Source organism: Companilactobacillus furfuricola, assembly GCF_003946325.1.
GTDB lineage: Bacteria > Bacillota > Bacilli > Lactobacillales > Lactobacillaceae > Companilactobacillus > Companilactobacillus furfuricola.
The window spans coordinates 14,536-34,516 of record NZ_RHNT01000002.1 but is presented as its reverse complement, the minus strand read 5'-3'; the positions used below and the strand labels follow the sequence as shown (position 1 = coordinate 34,516).

Genomic DNA, 19,981 nt, shown 5'->3' with positions numbered 1-19,981 from the left:
TTTTTGAACAAATGTAGTTATGAAAGGCGGAACATTTTTGGAAGATAAATCTTTAAATAGAAGTTTATCAGCTCGTCAAATGCAGATGATCGCCCTCGGTGGGACGATCGGTGTTGGTTTGTTCATGGGATCTGCATCTACTATTAAGTGGACTGGTCCTTCAGTGCTGATTGCTTATGCAATTGCTGGTCTTATTTTATACATGGTTATGAGAGCTTTAGGTGAGATGATCTACACCGATCCTTCAACTGGCTCTTTTGCTAAATTTGGTTCTGAATATATTCATCCGGTTGTTGGTTACATCACCGCTTGGAGCAATGTGTTCCAGTGGTTAGTCGTTGGTATTAGTGAGGTTATTGCTGTCGGAACTTACTTGGAGTTCTGGTGGCCTAACTTGCCACAATGGATCGTCGGAGTTGTCGTAGTTATTACGCTTTGTTTAGCCAACCTGACGTCTGTTAAGGCTTATGGGGAAATGGAATTTTGGTTCTCCATGATCAAAGTTCTTACTATTATCTTTATGATCATCATGGGGCTCTTAGTTATCCTCTTTGGCGTCGGTAACAACGGCCACCCTGTTGGTATTAGTAATCTTTGGACTAACGGTGGCTTCTTTACTGGTGGTATCAAAGGATTTATTTTTGCGCTATCAATCGTTGTTGCTTCTTATCAAGGGATCGAAGTTATCGGTATTACTGCCGGTGAAGCTGAGAATCCTCAAAGTAGTATTGTTCATGCGATCAGAACGATCGTTGGTCGGATCTTGATTTTCTATATCGGTGCGATTTTTGTTATCGTTTCAATTTATCCTTGGAACAAGTTAGGTACTATGGGATCACCATTTACCGAAACTTTTGCCAAGGTCGGTATCACTTTTGCGGCTGAGATCATTAACTTTGTTGTTTTGACAGCAGCATTATCCGGTTGTAATTCCGGTATGTTCAGTGCCAGTCGAATGCTTTATACACTGGGTCTACAAAACAACTTGCCTAAATCATTCAAGAAAATATCAAAGCACGGTGTTCCCTACGTCGCAGTTGTTACGATCTCATTAGGTATTTTAATTGGTTTGATCATCAACTTCTTATTACCAGTCTTGTTCCACACTCCAAGCGACGTTTTCGTGGTCGTATATAGTTCAAGTGTGCTTCCTGGTATGGTACCTTGGTTTGTTATCTTGTTCAGTGAATTGCATTTCAGAAAGTTGAATAAAGATAAGATGAAGAATCATCCGTTCAAGATGCCTTTATATCCTTTGAGCAATTACCTATCGATCGCGGCATTACTAGTTATCTTATTCTTCATGTTCTTGAATCCAGAAACTACTATTTCACTAATGATCGGTGTTGTCTTCTTAGTATTCATGACTTGTTTCTACTTCATTCGTGAAAAATTTCAAGCTCGTAAAGCAAAATAATTAATTGATCTTCGGCTTTTTTGAAGTCGAAGATTTTTATTTCGTTTATTTTTGGAAAAAGAATTTTACTCATCGGCAAATTCATTGTTACATCGGGCTGATGTTAATATTTTGATCTACGGGCGAAATTTCGTATTGTTTCTTTTATTTGATTTCCTTCTATGTTTTTAGTGTTACAATAGAAATATAAATATTTTTATAAAATATATAGGGGGATTTATATTTATGAAATTTTCAAAAATTTTAGCTGCTTCACTTGTATCAGTATCAATGCTTACAGCAGGGGTTGGAGCTGCCGCTCAATTTGGAGAAGCTCAAAATGTTGACGCCGCTGCTAGTTTTGACATTCCTATTGGTACTGTTACTCCAGTTAGTGGTAATATTCGTGTAATTGACAACAGACATGGTCAAGTTGTTCGTCTGTTCAACTTTGTAGGAGACGATCCCGTCATCTCAACTACACGTTCAGTCCAAAACGGTACTTGGTGGTACACCGATAAATACAAAACAGCTCCAAACGAAAATGGCGTAACTACTAAATACTACCGTGTATCCACTAATGAATGGGTCAGCGGTTGGGACGTTCGTGATAGCGAATTCCAAACAGGACAATACTAAAATAAGATTCAATTAAATCAATTTCGTAAAAAGATTCCTTCTTGGGATCTTTTTTATTTTCCGCAATTCAGTATTCATATTTTTTATTAGAAAATTATTAAAAAAGACTCCATTTAGATTTTTAAAAGCGTAACATAGGGACTATACAATTTTTTGATAGGGAGTTTTTTTATGGGTGTTTTTGTCCAAAGTGTTCAAGGTATCCTGATTATTATTGGGCTGATCGCAGTTGGTTACTTTTTAGCTAAACGCGGTTGGTTCTCTGATGAAGCTACTAGTTTGATTGCTAAGATCGTTACGCAAGTTGCTTTACCTACTTACATGATCTATACGATCACACATGATTTTACGGCTACTAAATTAGTTAAATTATTACCTGACTTAGCTATTCCGGTCCTTTCAATGACCATCTTGATCGGGCTCTCTTGGATCATGATCAAAGTGCTGCACATTGAAAAAGGCAAGCGTGGTCTGTTTTCTTCGATGTTTTTCAACTCAAACACGGTCTTTGTTGGCTTGCCAGTTAATATGGCCTTATTTGGAACGAAGAGTTTACCTTACGTCTTGGTCTACTACATGGCTAATACGACTTTCTTCTGGACACTTGGTACTTACTTGATCCAAGCTGATGGTGAAAAAGCTGCCAAGTTCAGCCTCAAGAAAACTTTAGGGAAAGTATTTTCACCACCACTGCTTGGTTTCATCATTGGTCTGATCTTGGTAGTCTTGAACATTAACTTACCAGGATTTTTGATGACTGACTTTGAATACCTCGGTAATTTGACCATCCCTCTATCAATGATCTTTATCGGTATTTCAATTGCCCACGCAGGACTTACCAACGTCAGTTTCCACAAGGACAACTTGGGTATTCTGTTTGGACGTTTCATCATGGCACCTGTTTTGATGTCGATCTTATTCATCTTCATCCCCGGGCCATCATTGATGAAACAAGTATTCATCATCCAATCAGCCATGCCTGTCATGACTAACGCCCCCGTTGTGGCACGTTTATATGGTGCTGATTCTGATTACGCAGCCATCATGGTTACGGAAACTACCCTGTTGAGTTTGATCGTTGTGCCAATTTTAATGATGATCATCAAATAGCTTTTTAACATTATTTTAAACTTGAATATTTAATATCATCCTAAGTAGTTTTTAGACTACTTAGGATTTTTTTGATTTTAACAACAGATTGTAATCACAGCTTAATGTGAATGTTTTAACAATCATTGATATAATGCAATTAGAAACATAAGTATCCGCTAAATTACGATTTTTTAAGATCTGTTTTAAAAGTGTCCACTAACAAATATGGGGCTAGCTTGGAGGATCATCATGAAAAATTATGTAATCAAGAAAACTTATGGTGCGACGGATTTTAATGCCATCAAAGAAGTGTACTATCGTACTTGGCAAGCTTCTCTGGGAAATTTAGTCCCACAAGGCTGCATCCAAAAACTCGAAGAATTCGACTGGGATCCCGATGATAAAATCGGCAGTACTTTGATCGCCGTTTCAAGGCAAAATGAGATCATCGGCATCAGTGCCTTTGGTCCCTCACGTAACCAATACTTAGCTAATTATGGCGAGATCTATTCACTTTACGTTTTACCTGAGTGGCAAAATCTGGGTGTGGGCAAAAATTTGATGGCAAGATCGTTGCCGAAATTAGATCGTGTCTTTGATTCAGTGTTTTTGTCAGTCCTCAGTAATAATGTCCACGCTCAATCTTTTTATGAAAATTTTGGCTTTAATAAAACCGAATATTTTTTCAATAAAATTACCGACTACGGGGTGCTTCAAGAAGATATTTACATTAGATAAAAAAAACAACGTCCTGAATTCAAAATTCAGACGTTGCTTTTTTTACTAGATTCGATTACTAATTACCTTCTACTGCACCCATTTGTTCAGCAAAGTTATCCTTTGGTTGATCTGAACCTTCTAAATGCAAATCAGCATTTAGCTGATACAAGAAATCTAAGAAAGCTGAGTTGATACCTAGTTGATCTAATTCAGTTAAAGATAGTTTATATCTGATTGAGTCTTCTTGTCCTAGTTCGACTTTTTGGACCCAATTTGGTTCACGAATCGATTCTCGACCGATTGCTGCGAAGTCGATGCCGGCATCGATTATTTTTTCAGCATCTGCTGGAGTCTCGATCGAACCGACGGAGATAAGTGGTAAACGACCATTTACTGTTTCCTGGATTTTTTCGATGATCGGCTCTTTATCTGACTTATTATTCAATGACGTTCTCCAGGCGTAGCCCATCGAAACATGGAGATAGTCAATTTTTTCATTGGCTAGGACGTCGATGAATTTCAAAGTGTCTTCCAAACGAATTCCTGGTTCTTCGATCTCTTCAGGAGAAATTCGATAACCAACGATAAACTTGTCATCAGCGTACTTTTCAACGCTTTCATTGACCCGTTTAATGATCTCGAGAGCAAAGCGCATTCTATTTTCCAGACTACCGCCCCACTTGTCAGTTCTTCTATTTGAGTGTGGTGAGAAAAATTGTTGCATCAAGTAAGTGTTGGCACCGTGCAATTCGATCCCATCAAAACCAGCTTGGATAGCTCTTCGAGTAGCTTGACCAAAATCTTCGATGATTTGTTCGATCTCATCATTAGAAAGTTCTCGAGGAGTTTCAGCATTGGGGCGCAATGCTGCTACAGGACTAGCTGAAACAGGTTGAACGCCACGTAAGATCTTAGAATTGGACATTCTACCAGCGTGAAAAATTTGTAAAATAGCTTTCGTACCATTTTGCTTTACAGTATTGGCCACTTTTTTCAAACCAGGCATGAACTTGTCGTCAGCAGCTGAAGGTTCGCCCTCGAATCCCTTACCATCATCAGAAACATTCATGACGGGAATAATAAACATCCCCACGCCACCAGTATGGATATCAAAGTAACGTAGTTCATCTCGTGAAACTGCTCCATTTTCCAAAGCCGCAGCTTCAGTCATTGGTGGAATAACGATCCGATTCTTCACAGTTACACCGTTCTTAAAAGTAAATGGATTCAAAAAATTATATTCCTTACTCATATTCATAACCTCACTTAAAAAAATTCACATGATTATTGTAGTAGCAAAGAAAAAAGAATATAAGTACGCACTTTAAAGTAACCATAGAGTTCAGACTAAGTATGGATTTTATAAATGCTTCAAGTTAAGGCTTTAAGTTTGAAAAACTATTTTTGATATTTTTCGATCCAAGTATATGGATTCCAATAACTACGTCTATGCCGAGTATGTTTATAAATCGGGATTCTGATTTTTGCCAAAATTAACAAGATCAAACTTATCAAGCTAATAATCCACCCTAAAATGGCTACACCAGTGTTTTTATAAGTAACTCGGATCGTACCTTTTGAAAAGTCATTTGGCAATTTAGTTGCCACTAAACCATCTTTGGACATGGCATTTTGTTCAACTGATTTTCCGTCATAATTAAATTGGACCTTATATCCACGATAATTTAAACGTGGCAATAAAATAACTTTACCAGGTCGAGCTTTCTTTAATGCCACTTCAACTTCGTGATGGTTATTGGAGATAATATGATAGTTTTGCGACTGCTCCAGACGTTTAGGCGTCACTTGGTAATTGGATCTCATACTATACTTCACAAATTCACGAGGCTCATATTCCCCCATGCTAATGCTTAATGTATAAATATCTTGCTTTCTATCAGCAACACTTTGCATATTGGATTTAATAGGAAAAGCAACTGTAAAAATCGCGATCACTATTAAAAACAGCCCTGCCAACGAAAATTTCAGCTTGCCGGATTTTTTCAGCATTTCACCTAAGGCACTGGCGACCACGATAGTCATCAATGGCAAAATGATAACGTTCAATCTGGTCATGATCTGTAACAATATTACTGGTTTAAAAATTTTTACTACTATCTTCAACAAATTCTCTGAAACTAATAGTGAGCTAAAGATAACGATGACTATGATCGACTGGGTAATAACTTTATTGTGGAAATCAATACCATTATTTTTAAAAATGTAGTATCCAACACTGAATATCAAGAGCGCCACCAGTAGCCCGCCATTCATACTGATGAATTGAGCGGGATCAAAAATATGATTATTCAAAGCTGAGGCATAGACCAAAACTAAATCATGCCCTAGACTGTCAACTGCTGTACTAACGTATTTCTGCGTTGCATACTGCTGGATGAATGGCAATAAAAAGACTGCACTGATACCTAAAAAAGCTAGCAAGCTCTTAAAGAATGCCCAGAATATATGATGATTTTTGTACATTGTCTTGATGTTCATCAAAAATATCAAGAGTGCAAAACAACAGACTATCAAAAACGACAAAATGTGGCTAACTAGCAATAAGGACATCGTAATAAACAGCATCCACCAATATTTCACTTGCCCTTGAACTATCTTGAACAAGCTCAAGATGATCCAGGGTATAATAGCAAATGCCGTCAACTCACCGATTGCTGCTCTTAAATAAATAACGCTCACGAAATAAAACGAAGTCAAATAAATGGGACCAGAGATCAAGATTGCCCACCAGTTGTGAAATAATTTATTGACTAGAAAATTAATCGAAAAAATATTTAATCCAACGAAAATAATGATGTACAAAATATAAGTGTTGTACAAACTTAATCCCATTAAATGAAGCAAGGAAAATGGATACAGCAAGAAATTCCCGTAAAAAAATCCGACTCCATAACCGAGATGATCCAGATATTCGAAGCCGATCGGATTAGGAAAATGTCCACTGGCAATATTGGAAGTTAACGTTCTGATACGTGCCATGTGGAAGCCAGGATCATAGCCGCTGACGATGCCACCAAAAAAAATTGGATAAGTGCTCAAAATCAGTAACAAGAAGTTAACCGCCAATAAAAGGTATTTTTGTTTTTTTGACAATGGCTTTTTCCTTTCAATTTTATTATCAATTATTTATTTAACTATAAAATATCACCATCAGATTAATCAATCTGTTCATTTTCCAAAATCAAGCATTGTCAATTGTGGCAAAATAAATCTATATTTAAGTTTTTAAAGCGCTTTCTTTAATGTTTGATTTTGTCTAGACCGTTGATAATATAAGATCCAATCTTTAAATGATTCATCTTTTTTAATAATTTACTCATTAACATGTGATATAATTTAACCTTAAAGAATTCCAAGATGAGGCAGAGGGCAGACCGTGATTTGCTTGGAGTATTTATAAAAAAATCACTGGAGAATTATTAAGTTCCTAGTTACAGAATGGAGGGGGATTGCTTGATTAAATCCCTGTTTAGAAGGAAAGATGTAAAAGCGGCTTTATTAGAGAAGCCAACTTTACAACGTACCATCGGCCCAATGGGCCTCATCATTATGGGAATCGGAGTCATTGTTGGTGCTGGTATTTTCATCACACCAGGTATCATCGCCGCCAATTACGCCGGCCCAGGAGTAATTTTTACATATATTTTGGCCGCACTAGTTTGTGCTGGTGCCGCCTTTTGTTATTCGGAGTTTTCATCTTCGATCCCATTAGCCGGTAGTGCTTATACTTACGCCTATTCGACTTTTGGAGAGATCATCGCTTGGTTCGTCGGTTGGGCTTTGTTATCAGAATACATGTTCACCGGTGCGACCGTAGCCGTCAGCTGGTCAGCTTATTTCCGTAGTTTATTGGAGGGATTTGGGATCAAACTTCCCGTCTTCTTGCAATCAGCTCCGGGAACGCCGGGAAATCCAGGCGGTCGTTTTGATCTGATCGCCTTCGTCGTTGTTTTACTGATCACCTTTTTACTACTACAAGGTTTGAACGAATCGGTCCGTTTGAATACTATCATGGTCGTGGTCAAGTTGATCGTGATCTTCTTATTCGTAGCCATCGCCTTGTTCTACATCAAACCTGCCAACTTCAAGCCATTTTTGCCTTACGGGGTAAGTGGTATTGGTAAAGGTGCTTCGGTCGCCTTCTTCGCTTTCGTCGGTTTCGATATCATTTCGACTGCCAGTGAGGAAGTTAAAAATCCGAAAAAGACGATGCCGATCGGGATTATTTCTTCATTATTGATTTGTTCAGCCCTTTACGCATTAGTAAGTTTTGCATTAGTAGGTGCTGTCAAATATACTAAATTGAACGTTGCCGACCCAGTAGCATTCGCGTTAAAATATCTTAATCAAAATTGGGCCGCCGGAATCATTTCGCTCGGTGCAATTATGGGTATGACAACTGTGATGATCGTGGTAATTTACGGAGGAACTCGCTTGATCTACTCGATCAGTCGTGACGGGCTTCTACCTAAAAATCTCCACAAGATCAATAAGAAACACGTTCCAATGACTAGTACCGTATTATTCGGTCTCGTTTCCGCCTTTGCCTCAGCAATTTTACCGATCGATAAAATCGCTGAATTAGTTAACGTCGGAACGTTAAACGCTTTTGCTATCACATCGATCGGGGTCATCGTCTTGCGAAAAGGGAAAAACACTCGCGACCTCGATCACGCCTTTCAAGTACCACTATTTCCAATTTTTCCAATCGTTTCATTTTTAGCTTGTGCATATTTACTAGCTAACTTACAATTGTTTACTTGGGAAATCTTCGGTGTCTGGACTGCTATCGGATTAGTAGTTTACTTCATGTACGGACATCGCAAGAGTTTATTAGCTACAGAGGATTAGGATCACTGTCTTATAGGAGGCACATTATGCATTTATTCGAAAAAAAGGACGTCGTATCGGCCCTTCAGTCTAATAAAAAACTGACCCGCTCGCTAAACGCCAAAGATTTGATCATCATGGGCGTCGGAGTTATCGTTGGTGCCGGGATTTTCATCACACCAGGGATCATTGCCGCAAATTATTCCGGACCAGGAGTAATTTTTACATATTTACTAGCCGCAATAGTTTGTATCGGTGCAGCTTTTTGCTATTCAGAATTTTCATCAACGATCCCTTTGGCAGGTAGTGCCTATACTTATGCCTATACGATCTATGGAGAATTCATCGCCTGGATCATCGGCTGGTCATTAGTAGCTGAATACTTATTCGCCACGTCATCAGTAGCCGTAAGTTGGTCGGCCTACTTCCGGAACTTACTGACAGGATTTGGCATCCACTTACCAAAAGCCTTACAATCAGCCACCGGAACCGCCGGAAATCCAGCCGGAAAATTCGACCTAATCGCCTTCATCGTAGTTTTTCTAGTAGTAGTCTTAACTTTACAAGGATTAAAACAATCAGTCAGAGTAAGCACGATCATGGTTTACGTAAAAATCTTCGTAATCCTATTATTCGTAGCAGTAGCACTCTTCTTCTTCCAACCAAAAAACTTTGATCCACTACTACCATACGGTTGGAGCGGAATCGGCAAAGGAGCCTCAATAGCCTTCTTCGCCTTCTTAGGATTCGACGTAGTATCAACAGCCAGTGAAGAAGTAAAAAATCCCAAACGCAACATGCCAATCGGGATAATCGCTTCACTACTAATAGTATCAGTACTATATGGGCTAGTCTCCTTCGCATTAGTAGGAGCAGTAAAATACACACGACTAAACGTATCCGACCCAGTAGCCTTCGCACTAAGAGTACTGCACCAAGACTGGGCAGCTGGCATCATCTCCTTAGGTGCCGTAATGGGAATGACCACCGTACTGATCGTAATCGTCTACGGAGGAACCAGACTGATCTACTCAATCAGTAGAGACGGCTTACTACCAAAAAACCTAAACAACTTAAACAAATCCGGAATCCCAACAGGATCAACCATCCTATTCGGACTAGTAGCAGCAACAGTAGCAGCTGTACTACCTCTAGACAAAATCACCGAACTAGTAAACATCGGAACCCTACTAGCATTCTCAGCAACATCTTTAGGAGTCTTATTCCTAAAGAAAAACAAAAATACCAAAGATCTAGAACCAGCCTTCAAAGTACCACTATATCCATTCTTCCCGATCGTAGCCTTCCTAGCTTGTGTCTACTTATTAGTACAATTACAAGCCTTCACCTGGGAAATGTTCGCCATTTGGACAGCCATTGGATTGGTGATCTACTTTGGCTATGGTTATAGACATAGTAACTTGTACAAAAAATAGAGAGTAGAAGGCGACGGTCAGCTGCTGAGGATTTAAACACAGAGAGCGCAGCGAGGTTGGTCAGCTGCTGAGGATTAACGCAGGTAGTCGCACAAGGTGCTGCGAAGCAGTGCCGCGACTACCTGTGTTAACCGGAGGCCGCTACCTCGCGGAGCTCGTTTTCAAATCCTTCCGGATAAAAAAGAAAAGCACTATTCAAACCGCTGCAAGTTTAGCTTTAAAAAAGGGATAGCGCTATCTTAATTCTTAACAACTAGTGCCTGCCGACAGTTTCTAAACCGGAGACCGCTGTCGCCTAGAGCTCATTTCCACTATAAAAATAGAACTCCCAACACCAACAAAACAATCAAAATAAAAAGCTCATCCCCCAAAAAATGGAAGGATGAGCTTTTTTAAATACAATCACAAATTAACAGACGAGATTGCGAGAGAATCGAGCAAGCAAGCCCAGAAGCGAAGGCAACGGAGCAAAAATAATATCTAATCTTATCAAACAAAAGATTGCAACAGAAAGGTACGTCAGGAAACAAAATAAGCGGAGCTTTAGTCCCCCACATAAAACTAGGAAGAACCTATTTCCCCACTAAAAAAAGGGGGTCCGAATCTAGACGGAAGGGCCCGGCATTGAACGTAGCAACCAAAATACTACTTCAACACCCCGACTACCAAACAAACTAACAGAACTTCAAAAAAATAAAACGCTTCTGTCTACCATAGCTCTCTTACACCTATCCCCGACAAACAGCCCGGTAAACCAAATCCTCAATCTCCTTAAGATCCGCATCAACCAATTCCTCAGACCGACCAGGAAACAGCTTATCCGTCTGCAAAAAATAAATCACGATCTGAGAAACCATCATTCGAACAACAGCCAAAGTATCAATATCATCCCGAACTTCACCGGTACGGTCAAGCATCTCGCGAAAAAGTCCAACAACCTCTGGTGCCCGTTCTGAAAACAAAGATTTCACCTTATCCTGAATCTCCACCTTAGTCAAAAAACTTGAGATCACGATCCAAGCCACTTCATTATTCTCAATCAAAAAGCGATACCGATCACGAACAATAAAATGAATCAATTCCCTAAGATTACTATGTTCCTGACCAAGCCGTCTCTTAAATTCATCAATATAAATTGGAAAGACATTCTGAATTATCGGTGACACTATCCAGCGAAGCAGGTCTTCTTTTGTCTTAAAATATTTAAAAATTGTTGCCTGGCTCATGCCTGATTCTTGTGCGATCTGCTGAGTTGAAGTGCCGTCGAACCCTTGGTTTGCAAATAATTTCATCGCTGCCAAAATAACTTGACGTTTTCCTTTAGGCATTTCGTTTGAATCCATCCAGTCCATAAAATCCTTATTAATTGCGTTGTCTGACACTTGACCAGCTCCTTTTTACACTTTACGATACCTTTTCAGTCCCCAAATGTTGAGGCCTGTTAAAACAACCAAAAATAGCAGCAATATCAAAATGGGATTTATCACCGTTAGCAAACTCTGACCATTCATAACGATTCCAGTAGTAGCCTCGCCTGAATATTTCAAAGGCAAAACATAGGCGATCACTTGCACCCAGTGTGCCATCGTATCCAACGGTATTATTCCGGAGAAAAATATTTGTGGGATCACGATCAGGGGAATAAATTGCATCATTTGAAATTCCGTTTTGGCAAATGTCGACATTAAAATACCAAATGCTAAAGCTACAAAGGCTAGTACGACATTAACGATTACGATATTAAAAATATTCCCGACAACTTCAACACCCAAGCCATAGACTGTAAATAAAACGATCAACAGCGTTTGAAAAATTGCTACAAATCCATAGCTCAACATGTAACCAAAGACGATCTCACCTCGTCTAACTGGCGTGGCTAATAAGCGTCCTAACGTTCCTGAAGTTCTTTCATTTAATAATGCCATACCCGAAATCAAGAAAACAAAGAAAAAGACGAAGAATCCCATCAAGATAGGTAACATTTTATCAAAAAAATTAGTTTTACTATTGCCATAAATATAATCGTTATGAATTTTTGGCTTAGCGTTAGAAGAATAATTTATGCCCAAATTATTCGGCATTTGTTTTTGGATCTTAGTCAAGGCTTTTTTCAGATCTGACAAATTGTTGACCAGGATCGAAGAATTCAAAGCAGCCTTTGTCGCTGCCGTCTTACTGGGGTCTGTATTAGCATAAGTCACGTAAAAATCATTGCCTTTTGTTTGTATGATCCCATCTACATTTTCTTTATTTAAACTTGAACGTGCTGATTCTTTTGACCCATAATCTACGGTCTTGATACCCTTCATCTTATCGATCTGTTGAACCAGACTGTCGGACACGTTGACCGTCGCAATTTTGACATCCACCGTGGTATTGGCTGAAAAAACCAATTTCATCAAAATCAAAATCAAAATTGGTGCCAAAAACATTAACATCAAAGTGCGTTTATCACGTATCAATTCTAGTGTCACTCGTTTAGATATGGCTAACGTTCGTCTCATTTTGGCTTTCCACCTTTAAAAAGATATTTTCAATCGTGTCTTCATGATACTTTTCCTTCAATCGAGCTGGTTGACCATATTCTTGTAATTTACCAGCAATCAACATAGCAACATCATCAACTAATTCGGCTTCATCCATAACATGGGTCGTTACTAAAATGGTCTTTCCATTGTCACGGAGCCGGTGCAACTCTTTCCAAATACTCCTTCGTAAAGCAGGATCCACACCAACTGTTGGTTCATCTAAGATCAGAAGATCACCATCACCTAACAACGAGATAGCTAAAGATAAGCGCCGTTTCATCCCTCCAGAATAACCACTAGTCCGTTTGTCCAAATCAGAAGCTAAATCTACCACTTGACTAACATGATCAATTTGTTTTTTGATCAAGCTGGGCTCGATACCTTTCATTTCAGCAAAAAATTGTAAATTCTCTCGTCCTGTCAATCGTTCATACAAAGCATCTGTCTGTGCCATATAACCAATTCTTCCCAAAAGACGACGATTCGGCATAGAATTTCCAAAGACAAAAGCTTCTCCGCTTTGAGCCTTCTCCATACCTAGCAAGACATGGATAACCGTAGATTTACCAGAACCTGAGGGTCCAATCAAACCAACTATAACACCAGGCTTGATTTCAAAATCAAAACCATTCAATACTACTTGATCCCCAAACTTCTTAATCACATTATTCATCGAAACAACTGAAGTAGTCATAGAAGCCCCCTCTTGGTGAGTAACTATTTACTCACCTATTTTTAATTGCAGTGTATTATGAATTTCCTTCCATGTCAATCAGAAAATAAAAAAAAGATTATTCCATAATATAAATTACAGAATAATCCAAAAATTATTAATCTCTACAAATAATTAAATAGATGCTTGGGTATGTAAAGCAGTATCACTACCAGCTTTTACCCACTCATCTGTAGAAACACGATAGTAGGTATCACCATTAGAATCTTTACCAGATTTATCAGTATACCAATCAGTCGAACCAGCTAAACCACGATTAGATTTCTTGCCTAAAACACTGATCAAAGGATAGATCTGTGAACTAGCGCCCTTCAAACTGATCACGTTGTAGCCATTCAAGCCAGTGATCTCAGTTAAAGCAGAAGTTGGTTTAACTGTGGTGCCTTCATCAGCATTAGTCTTAGTGTTGTTAGTATAGGTCAAAGTCTTCGTAGTTAAAGTGTTTTCACCATTTTTCACAGTGATCGTGAATGTAAATGAACGACCATTACCTTTCTTATAGGCATCTTGCATATTAGTTTTGACATTGCTTCCAGAAATATAAATCTTCAATTTTTGACCAGCGCTATTAGCCAAAGCAGTCGTAGCGTCGTCGTCCATACTGCTGTTGACGTTAACGATTTGGCTTGAAAATTGCACTGGGGAGATTCCCAAATGACTTTCCGTCAAACCAGCAAGTCCTTGAAAATTAGACGTAGTTGGCATTGGATTGTTTTCGTCGTAAGTTTGATCAGTCAATTTATTGATAGTTGAAACAACGGCAGCATTGGCATTAGTAGTAGCGTTTGGGTCAGTAAAAGTACTGCTGAATAAACCAGCTTGAGCAGTATCAGTAGTCGTAGCAAGCGTTGCTACTGGAGCTACTGCCAACAAGGCAACGGCAGTTATTCCAGCTAATTTGATTTTCTTCATGTGATTCCCTCCAAAAATTACCCTAAAAGGCATTTACTATCCGATAATATGCGATAATTCATTATTTTACAACATCATAATTGTATATAATTATACATATATAAATAATACACCTACTACTGTTTCACTATATGAAATTTTTAACATAGTTTTGGCGATTATTGTAAACAATATTATCTTACAAAGTGAAGGAAGAATATGGCTACCTCATCATCTACACTCCGTAACGGTTTAAAAATTTTGAAACTCTTGGCTCAGCACAGCGGTCAATCGCTTACTACCATTTCGAAAAATTTAGGACTCAACAAATCAACGACTTTTCGGCTATTAGAAACTTTAGTAGAAGAAAAGCAGGTCAAGAAAATCGACCACCTGTATTCATTGGATCACACAAATAGTTTTTTGAAAAAACCGATCAGTATTGATCCTGTATCGATCTCCGTATCTCGAGATATCTTAAAGCAATTCAATACCACAGCTTACGTTGGCATTTTATCAAGCACAAATGTAGTTATCACGCAGGTTTTCCCTGTCAAAAATGACTTCAGCGAGTTTAGTGTGCTCGGCAATATCACGCCGGTTCATTTAAGTGCGCTCGGGAAAGCAATTGTAGCTTTCTTGCCAAAAGATAAGCAGGAAATTATTTTGGAAAATCTTCATTACGACATTGGGACCAAATATACTTTGAGCGATCACACGATTTTTCAAAAAAATTTAAACGTGATCGAAGAAAAAGGCTATGCCCTAGATGATGAAGAAAGCAGCCTGGGAGTTCGTTGTCTGGCTGTACCGATCTATCGCAATCATCAAGTCGTAGCTTCATTAGGACTTTCAGGTTCATTTGAAAGTTTACCGCGAACGGGATTAGTCAGGATCTCTAAAATATTGATGAGAAGCAGCCAACAAATCACCAACGAATTCTTCTAACTTCAGAGAGCACGGAGAAAGATGTCACCTGGAGCGCATTTCCAGAAAAAATTAATACATTAAAAAAATACCTCTCTCTTCTCTCATACCTAGTTCAACTAGAAGGAGATATATTATGAAAACAGTAGTTATCACTGGAGCAGTCTCGGGAATGGGGCTTGCTGCAACGGAACTTTTCTTAAAAAACAATTGGAATGTCGTCATGGCCGACTACAATCTAGACTTAGGACGAGCAAAAGCTGAAAATTTAGCGCAACAATATTCTGCCGAGCAAGTTAAATTTTTTCAAACAGACGTTTCTGACGAAAAATCTGTTGAAAGTCTATATCAGCAAACCAAGGCCAGTTTCGAGCATGCAGACGTCATCATCAATAACGCTGGAGTCTTTACTGGTGGAGCCATTCATGAAGTCAAGACCAGCGATTGGGACCGGATCATGGCTATCGATGTCAAATCGATTTATTTAATGTCAAAGAATTTCGTCCCCGATATGATCAAACAAAAATCGGGCGTTATTTTAAATACCGCTTCAGTCTCGGGATTACTGGGTGATTATAACATGGCTGCTTATAACGCTGCTAAAGGTGCGGTCGTAAATCTGGTTAGATCAATGGCCTTGGACTATGGCAAATACAATATCCGAGCCAATAACATCAATCCTGGACCAACCAATACGCCGATGTTCCAACAAAATCCTCAGGAAGTAATCGATCAATTCAAAGAAACCAGTCCCATGCACAAATTGGTCGAACCCGAAGACATTGCTCAAACTATGTACTTCCTTGCATCCGACGGGGCTAAATCAATCACCGGACAAAATATTCCTGTTACCGCAGGATTTGGAATTTGGAGCAACCAACCGGTTCAATAACTGCCATGTACTTCTTGGAACATTTCCACTAAAACACGGCAAAGTTCGACAGCAAATATCGAAATTTAACAACTTTCAAAGATATTGCATTCAAAATAAGACTCAGCAACAAGCAAGTACGAAATCAGCTTGTTACTGAGTCTTTTTCAACTATTCAAACATCATTTTTTTCGAGTATAATGAACTAATCTTGATCAAGGAGTTAACAATGAAAAAGCTCAACATGTTATATCTATATGAACTCGCAGTTTTAGGAGTTCTTTATTTCATCTTGGTAGGTTTCCAAGTCATGTCAAAAAATATCAATGGTTGGTTAATCTTGATTGGCTTAATAGTTTTATATATTATCGATTGGGCTTACTTCCGATTTGTGAAGTCCCGCATATAATTTGCTGCCTCTGCTAGTGTCTTGAAGTTTTGTTTTTTACGGATTTCTTCTAGTTTTGCTTGTGCTTTGGGAGTTAATTTTGAGATATCAAATTCTGATTTAGCCATTTAATCGCCTTCTTTTTGTATATTTTCCTAAGCTTTACATTATTGAATCAATTATAACAGCATCATTTTCTAAAAAGTCACATCCATTGATATGATGATATGTCGATTATTTCTGACAATTAGCAAATTTGTGGTTATTTATTATGTGCTAGAATCGCATTCAAATATAATTTTAGACAGTAAAAAAGTTCAGGATATTCGCCTGAACTTTTTTACTGTGTTCATTAATATTATTTTGTCGAGTAGTTTGGTGCTTCTTTAGTAATTGTTACATCATGTGGATGAGATTCTCTTAATCCGGCATTTGAGATTTGGATGAATTGGGCATCTTGTAATTGTTTTAAATCAGCTGCTCCAACGTATCCCATTCCTGAACGAAGTCCGCCTAATAGTTGGTAAATCACGTCGCCAACTGAGCCTTTGGCAGCGACACGTCCTTCAATACCTTCGGGAACTAATTTGTTAGCTTCGTTTACGCCACTTTGGAAGTAACGGTCTGATGAACCATGAGACATAGCTGCTAGACTACCCATTCCACGGTATGTCTTGAAACGACGTCCTTGATAAATTTCAAAGTCACCAGGTGCTTCGTCAGTACCAGCTAGCATTGAACCTAGCATAACGGCATTTCCACCGCCTGCAAGAGCTTTTACGATGTCACCTGAGTATTTGATACCACCATCGGCAATGATCGTCTTATTGTATTCATGAGCCACGCAAGCTGCATCATAAACAGCAGTCAATTGTGGAACACCAACACCAGCAACGATTCTAGTTGTACAAATTGATCCTGGTCCGATACCTACTTTAACTACATCAACGCCAGCATCGTAAAGTGCTTTGGTTCCTTCAGATGTAGCAACGTTTCCGGCAATCAACGTTGCGTCTGGGAATTCGTCACGGATCTGGGAGATTTTACGAAGTACTCCGGCTGAGTGACCATGAGCTGTATCGATTACGATCGCATCTGCACCAGCATCAAGTAAGGCTGAGGCTCTTTCAAAAGTATCGCTAGTAACACCAACTGCAGCGGCTACTAACAAGCGACCATACTGGTCTTTGGCAGCATTAGGGAATTCTTGGACCTTTTCAATATCTTTGATTGTTACTAAGCCCCCAAGACGACCTTGGCCATCAACTAATGGGAGCTTTTCGATCTTGTGTTCTTGGAGAATCTTTTCAGCTTCGTCAAGTGAAGTTCCAACTGGAGCTGTGATCAAGTTTTCGCGAGTCATCACTGTATCGATCTTAACTGAGTAATCAGTGATAAAACGAAGATCACGGTTAGTAATAATACCAACAAGCTTAAGCTCATCAGTATTAGAAACGATCGGAACACCGCTAATACGATAAGTATGCATCAAATCTTCAGCAGCACTTACTGGAGCGTCAACTGTTAAGTAGATCGGATCGATGATAACGCCATTTTCTGAACGTTTAACTTTCAATACTTCGTCTGCTTGTTGTTCAATACTCATGTTCTTGTGGATAACGCCTAGCCCACCTTGACGTGCCATGGCAATTGCCATTGGTGCTTCAGTAACTGTATCCATACTTGCACTCAAAATAGGTGTATTTAATTTAATGTTCTTTGCTAATTGGACCGAAAGGTCAACATCATTAGGAAGTACGCTACTTGCTGCAGGTACCAATAAAACATCATCAAACGTAAAGCCTTTTTTATCAAATTTTGTATCCCATGCCGACATGAAAAGAAATCCTCCTTGAATTTTTATTATAATTACGAATATACCTTCAGATTTCTGAAAATACATCCGTGTTCTTTCTATAAAATACTCGTTTCGAGTATAAAATTTATAGTTATGTTAGCTGATTTCCCGAAGGTAGTCAATTAATATCCTTAAAGAAAGCGCTACCCTTCACAATTTATTTTTTAGTAAGAAAATATTGTTTTTTAGGTCGATTCGCTTAGATTGCCGAGTTGAAAAAAATAAAGTAAAATATTTAATAGACTATAGCAACGTTTGAGGCGATTATCCGCCTTTGAAACATGTGACAGAACTCAAATTCTCAGCATAGCGCCAAGAAGTCAGGTGGTCCGTCCAGGGTCACCTGGCTTTTCAAGTTATGTCAGAATCTAATGGAGTCTTGTCTTCGACTATATTTCGAGGTGATTGTATGAGAAGAAGTTGGCTTGAAATTTTATTGGGAGCTCTTTTAGAAGTGGTTTGGGTTTCAGCGATGAAACACGTTCACTCGATCGTAGGTATTTTAATCGTCGTGGCGATCATCATTTTAAGTTTTTACTTAATGATCGATGCCAGCAAAAATATCCCTGCCGGAACGACTTATGCCGTCTATGTCGGTTTAGGATCATTATTCGTGGTCCTTGCCGGCGTGTTACTTTTTCATGAAGCTTTTAGCTGGACCAAATTGATCTTTATCGTCTTACTAACCATTGGCGTAGTCGGTTTAAAGGTGGTCACAGACTATGAAGAAAAGAGGGCACACTAATGGATTGGATGTTTTTGATCTTAGCCGGGATCGGCGAAATGGGTGGTGTGACCTTTTTAGGTTTCTACACCGATAAAAAGAATAAAATGGCTATCATTGCTATGATCCTATCGTTTGCCTTTAGCTTGGGATTTCTTTCACTAGCTTTGCAAACTATACCGATGTCAATCGGCTATTCCATCTGGACTGGCATTGGTGCCGCCGGTGGAGCAATTATGAATATGTGGCTTTTTGACGAACCCAGAAGCTGGGTGCGCGGATTTTTTATCTTTTTAATAATATTCGCAGTCGTCGGTTTGAAATTTGCTAAATAAAAATAGAGAGGGGAAGGAGATGGCCTGCTGCTGAAAAGCAGCGGCTTTCTTCTGCAACTCATTTAAAAAATGCGTTAGAGAATATTTTTCTCCAGCGCATTTTTTATTAGCAATATTTACTTCTTAATCTTTGAGAAGCTTCAACCATCGCATCCATCTTCTTGCCAATGACATCATAAGTATTAAGCGAACGACTTGAGAATGTGGCAAATCCACAGTCAGGATTTAACCATACTCTTTCGGGTGGCAAGAACTTCAAAGCTTCTTCGGCAGATTTAACGATCGTATCTGGATTTTCAACTTCATCACTTCTTGGGTTTACGACACCTAAACCTAAGGTGATCTTATCAGCCAAATCGTTATTTTCAAACAACGAGGAGATTTCTCCAGCTCTTGGAGTTGAGAATTCCAATGTTAGCATTTCGACGTCGATACCATCGAAGAATTTACCTAATTTATCGTACGAACCTGAAAGCAAAGTTTCTTCTTTCTTAGTCCAGTTACCACGACATACATGGATCGAACCAATCGAATCACTAGCCTTGATCTGTTCAAAAAGCGGTTCTAGTAGTTTGTGTGCAAAATTCAATTC

General features: G+C 38.9%; 19 protein-coding genes. 10 read left to right on the top strand and 9 right to left on the bottom strand.

The genetic code is table 11. The features are described 5' to 3' along the window. The first annotated feature begins 37 nt into the window (after window positions 1-37). The 4 genes from EKM78_RS01280 (at window position 38) to EKM78_RS01265 (ending at window position 3,865) form a co-directional block, all read left to right on the top strand. Window positions 38-1,417, top strand: coding sequence for an amino acid permease (locus EKM78_RS01280; protein WP_125768211.1), 1,380 nt, complete (start codon window positions 38-40; stop codon window positions 1,415-1,417). 225 nt (window positions 1,418-1,642) lie between these two features. Continuing rightward, window positions 1,643-2,035 carry a hypothetical protein gene (locus tag EKM78_RS01275; protein ID WP_125768208.1) on the top strand — a complete coding sequence of 131 codons (393 nt, stop codon included), beginning with the start codon at window positions 1,643-1,645 and terminating at the stop codon, window positions 2,033-2,035. Between the two features lie 171 nt (window positions 2,036-2,206). After that, complete coding sequence (locus tag EKM78_RS01270; protein WP_125768205.1) at window positions 2,207-3,145, top strand: AEC family transporter; 939 nt, start codon at window positions 2,207-2,209, stop codon at window positions 3,143-3,145. Window positions 3,146-3,376: 231 nt separating this feature from the next. Continuing rightward, window positions 3,377-3,865 (top strand): GNAT family N-acetyltransferase, encoded by a 489-nt coding sequence (locus tag EKM78_RS01265; RefSeq protein ID WP_164507136.1) that lies wholly within the window; start codon window positions 3,377-3,379, stop codon window positions 3,863-3,865. Between the two features lie 58 nt (window positions 3,866-3,923). On the opposite strand, the gene EKM78_RS01260 is transcribed toward EKM78_RS01265, so the two are convergent. After that, window positions 3,924-5,099, bottom strand: coding sequence for an NADH-dependent flavin oxidoreductase (locus EKM78_RS01260; protein WP_125768199.1), 1,176 nt, complete (start codon window positions 5,097-5,099; stop codon window positions 3,924-3,926). A 146-nt stretch (window positions 5,100-5,245) separates the two neighbouring features. Further along, the gene (locus tag EKM78_RS01255; protein WP_125768196.1) at window positions 5,246-6,961 is read right to left on the bottom strand and encodes a glycosyltransferase family protein; all 1,716 of its coding nucleotides are present in this window, start codon (window positions 6,959-6,961) and stop codon (window positions 5,246-5,248) included. A 345-nt stretch (window positions 6,962-7,306) separates the two neighbouring features. On the opposite strand from EKM78_RS01255, the gene EKM78_RS01250 reads away from it, so the two are divergent. After that, a complete protein-coding gene (locus EKM78_RS01250) occupies window positions 7,307-8,719 on the top strand; it encodes an APC family permease (protein ID WP_164507135.1) in 1,413 nt (470 codons plus the stop codon). A 26-nt stretch (window positions 8,720-8,745) separates the two neighbouring features. Then, window positions 8,746-10,134, top strand: a complete 1,389-nt coding sequence (locus tag EKM78_RS01245; protein ID WP_125768193.1) for an amino acid permease — start codon at window positions 8,746-8,748, stop codon at window positions 10,132-10,134. A gap of 728 nt (window positions 10,135-10,862) precedes the next feature. Here the strand turns inward: EKM78_RS01245 and EKM78_RS01240 are convergent. The 4 genes from EKM78_RS01240 to EKM78_RS01225 all read right to left on the bottom strand — a co-directional run bounded on the left by EKM78_RS01240 (window position 10,863) and on the right by EKM78_RS01225 (window position 14,307). Beyond that, the gene (locus EKM78_RS01240) at window positions 10,863-11,477 is read right to left on the bottom strand and encodes a TetR/AcrR family transcriptional regulator (RefSeq protein WP_164507134.1); all 615 of its coding nucleotides are present in this window, start codon (window positions 11,475-11,477) and stop codon (window positions 10,863-10,865) included. Between the two features lie 54 nt (window positions 11,478-11,531). Then, window positions 11,532-12,638: an ABC transporter permease gene (locus EKM78_RS01235; protein ID WP_125768187.1), complete on the bottom strand. Its 1,107-nt coding sequence runs from the start codon at window positions 12,636-12,638 to the stop codon at window positions 11,532-11,534. Further along, on the bottom strand, window positions 12,613-13,356 hold the full coding sequence (locus tag EKM78_RS01230) for an ABC transporter ATP-binding protein (protein WP_125768184.1): 744 nt from the start codon (window positions 13,354-13,356) through the stop codon (window positions 12,613-12,615). Before EKM78_RS01230 ends, EKM78_RS01235 begins: the two co-directional genes overlap by 26 nt. Before the next feature lie 153 nt (window positions 13,357-13,509). Continuing rightward, window positions 13,510-14,307, bottom strand: a complete 798-nt coding sequence (locus tag EKM78_RS01225; protein ID WP_125768181.1) for a hypothetical protein — start codon at window positions 14,305-14,307, stop codon at window positions 13,510-13,512. 198 nt (window positions 14,308-14,505) lie between these two features. Here EKM78_RS01225 and EKM78_RS01220 point away from each other — a divergent pair, with 198 nt between their 5' ends. After that, complete coding sequence (locus EKM78_RS01220) at window positions 14,506-15,234, top strand: IclR family transcriptional regulator (RefSeq protein ID WP_125768178.1); 729 nt, start codon at window positions 14,506-14,508, stop codon at window positions 15,232-15,234. A gap of 115 nt (window positions 15,235-15,349) precedes the next feature. Beyond that, window positions 15,350-16,105, top strand: coding sequence for an SDR family NAD(P)-dependent oxidoreductase (locus EKM78_RS01215; protein ID WP_211334319.1), 756 nt, complete (start codon window positions 15,350-15,352; stop codon window positions 16,103-16,105). 357 nt (window positions 16,106-16,462) lie between these two features. On the opposite strand, the gene EKM78_RS12385 is transcribed toward EKM78_RS01215, so the two are convergent. Together EKM78_RS12385 and guaB are read right to left on the bottom strand one after the other, a co-directional pair. Next, window positions 16,463-16,600: a hypothetical protein gene (locus EKM78_RS12385; protein ID WP_164507133.1), complete on the bottom strand. Its 138-nt coding sequence runs from the start codon at window positions 16,598-16,600 to the stop codon at window positions 16,463-16,465. 230 nt (window positions 16,601-16,830) lie between these two features. Further along, on the bottom strand, window positions 16,831-18,309 hold the full coding sequence (gene guaB, locus EKM78_RS01210; protein ID WP_125768172.1) for an IMP dehydrogenase: 1,479 nt from the start codon (window positions 18,307-18,309) through the stop codon (window positions 16,831-16,833). A gap of 430 nt (window positions 18,310-18,739) precedes the next feature. Here guaB and EKM78_RS01205 point away from each other — a divergent pair, with 430 nt between their 5' ends. Both EKM78_RS01205 and EKM78_RS01200 read left to right on the top strand, forming a co-directional pair. Then, window positions 18,740-19,075, top strand: coding sequence for a DMT family transporter (locus EKM78_RS01205; protein ID WP_125768169.1), 336 nt, complete (start codon window positions 18,740-18,742; stop codon window positions 19,073-19,075). Then, on the top strand, window positions 19,075-19,389 hold the full coding sequence (locus EKM78_RS01200) for a DMT family transporter (RefSeq protein ID WP_125768167.1): 315 nt from the start codon (window positions 19,075-19,077) through the stop codon (window positions 19,387-19,389). Before EKM78_RS01205 ends, EKM78_RS01200 begins: the two co-directional genes overlap by 1 nt. A gap of 106 nt (window positions 19,390-19,495) precedes the next feature. Here the strand turns inward: EKM78_RS01200 and EKM78_RS13465 are convergent, their stop codons facing one another. Further along, window positions 19,496-19,978 (bottom strand): uroporphyrinogen decarboxylase/cobalamine-independent methonine synthase family protein, encoded by a 483-nt coding sequence (locus tag EKM78_RS13465; protein ID WP_245994725.1) that lies wholly within the window; start codon window positions 19,976-19,978, stop codon window positions 19,496-19,498. Between the last annotated feature and the right edge of the window lie 3 nt (window positions 19,979-19,981).

Excerpts from the sequence above, each read along its gene's own strand:
- EKM78_RS01220 (WP_125768178.1), top strand. The coding sequence starts at position 14,506 with ATGGCTACCTCATCATCTACACTCCGTAACGGTTTAAAAATTTTGAAA.
- EKM78_RS01245 (WP_125768193.1), top strand. The coding sequence starts at position 8,746 with ATGCATTTATTCGAAAAAAAGGACGTCGTATCGGCCCTTCAGTCTAAT.
- EKM78_RS01225 (WP_125768181.1), bottom strand. The coding sequence starts at position 14,307 with ATGAAGAAAATCAAATTAGCTGGAATAACTGCCGTTGCCTTGTTGGCA.
- EKM78_RS01200 (WP_125768167.1), top strand. The coding sequence starts at position 19,075 with ATGGATTGGATGTTTTTGATCTTAGCCGGGATCGGCGAAATGGGTGGT.
- guaB (WP_125768172.1), bottom strand. The coding sequence starts at position 18,309 with ATGTCGGCATGGGATACAAAATTTGATAAAAAAGGCTTTACGTTTGAT.
- EKM78_RS01205 (WP_125768169.1), top strand. The coding sequence starts at position 18,740 with ATGAGAAGAAGTTGGCTTGAAATTTTATTGGGAGCTCTTTTAGAAGTG.
- EKM78_RS01250 (WP_164507135.1), top strand. The coding sequence starts at position 7,307 with ATGGAGGGGGATTGCTTGATTAAATCCCTGTTTAGAAGGAAAGATGTA.
- EKM78_RS01235 (WP_125768187.1), bottom strand. The coding sequence starts at position 12,638 with ATGAGACGAACGTTAGCCATATCTAAACGAGTGACACTAGAATTGATA.
- EKM78_RS01230 (WP_125768184.1), bottom strand. The coding sequence starts at position 13,356 with ATGACTACTTCAGTTGTTTCGATGAATAATGTGATTAAGAAGTTTGGG.
- EKM78_RS01240 (WP_164507134.1), bottom strand. The coding sequence starts at position 11,477 with ATGGATTCAAACGAAATGCCTAAAGGAAAACGTCAAGTTATTTTGGCA.
- EKM78_RS12385 (WP_164507133.1), bottom strand. The coding sequence starts at position 16,600 with ATGGCTAAATCAGAATTTGATATCTCAAAATTAACTCCCAAAGCACAA.
- EKM78_RS01275 (WP_125768208.1), top strand. The coding sequence starts at position 1,643 with ATGAAATTTTCAAAAATTTTAGCTGCTTCACTTGTATCAGTATCAATG.
- EKM78_RS01270 (WP_125768205.1), top strand. The coding sequence starts at position 2,207 with ATGGGTGTTTTTGTCCAAAGTGTTCAAGGTATCCTGATTATTATTGGG.
- EKM78_RS01215 (WP_211334319.1), top strand. The coding sequence starts at position 15,350 with ATGAAAACAGTAGTTATCACTGGAGCAGTCTCGGGAATGGGGCTTGCT.
- EKM78_RS01260 (WP_125768199.1), bottom strand. The coding sequence starts at position 5,099 with ATGAGTAAGGAATATAATTTTTTGAATCCATTTACTTTTAAGAACGGT.
- EKM78_RS01265 (WP_164507136.1), top strand. The coding sequence starts at position 3,377 with ATGAAAAATTATGTAATCAAGAAAACTTATGGTGCGACGGATTTTAAT.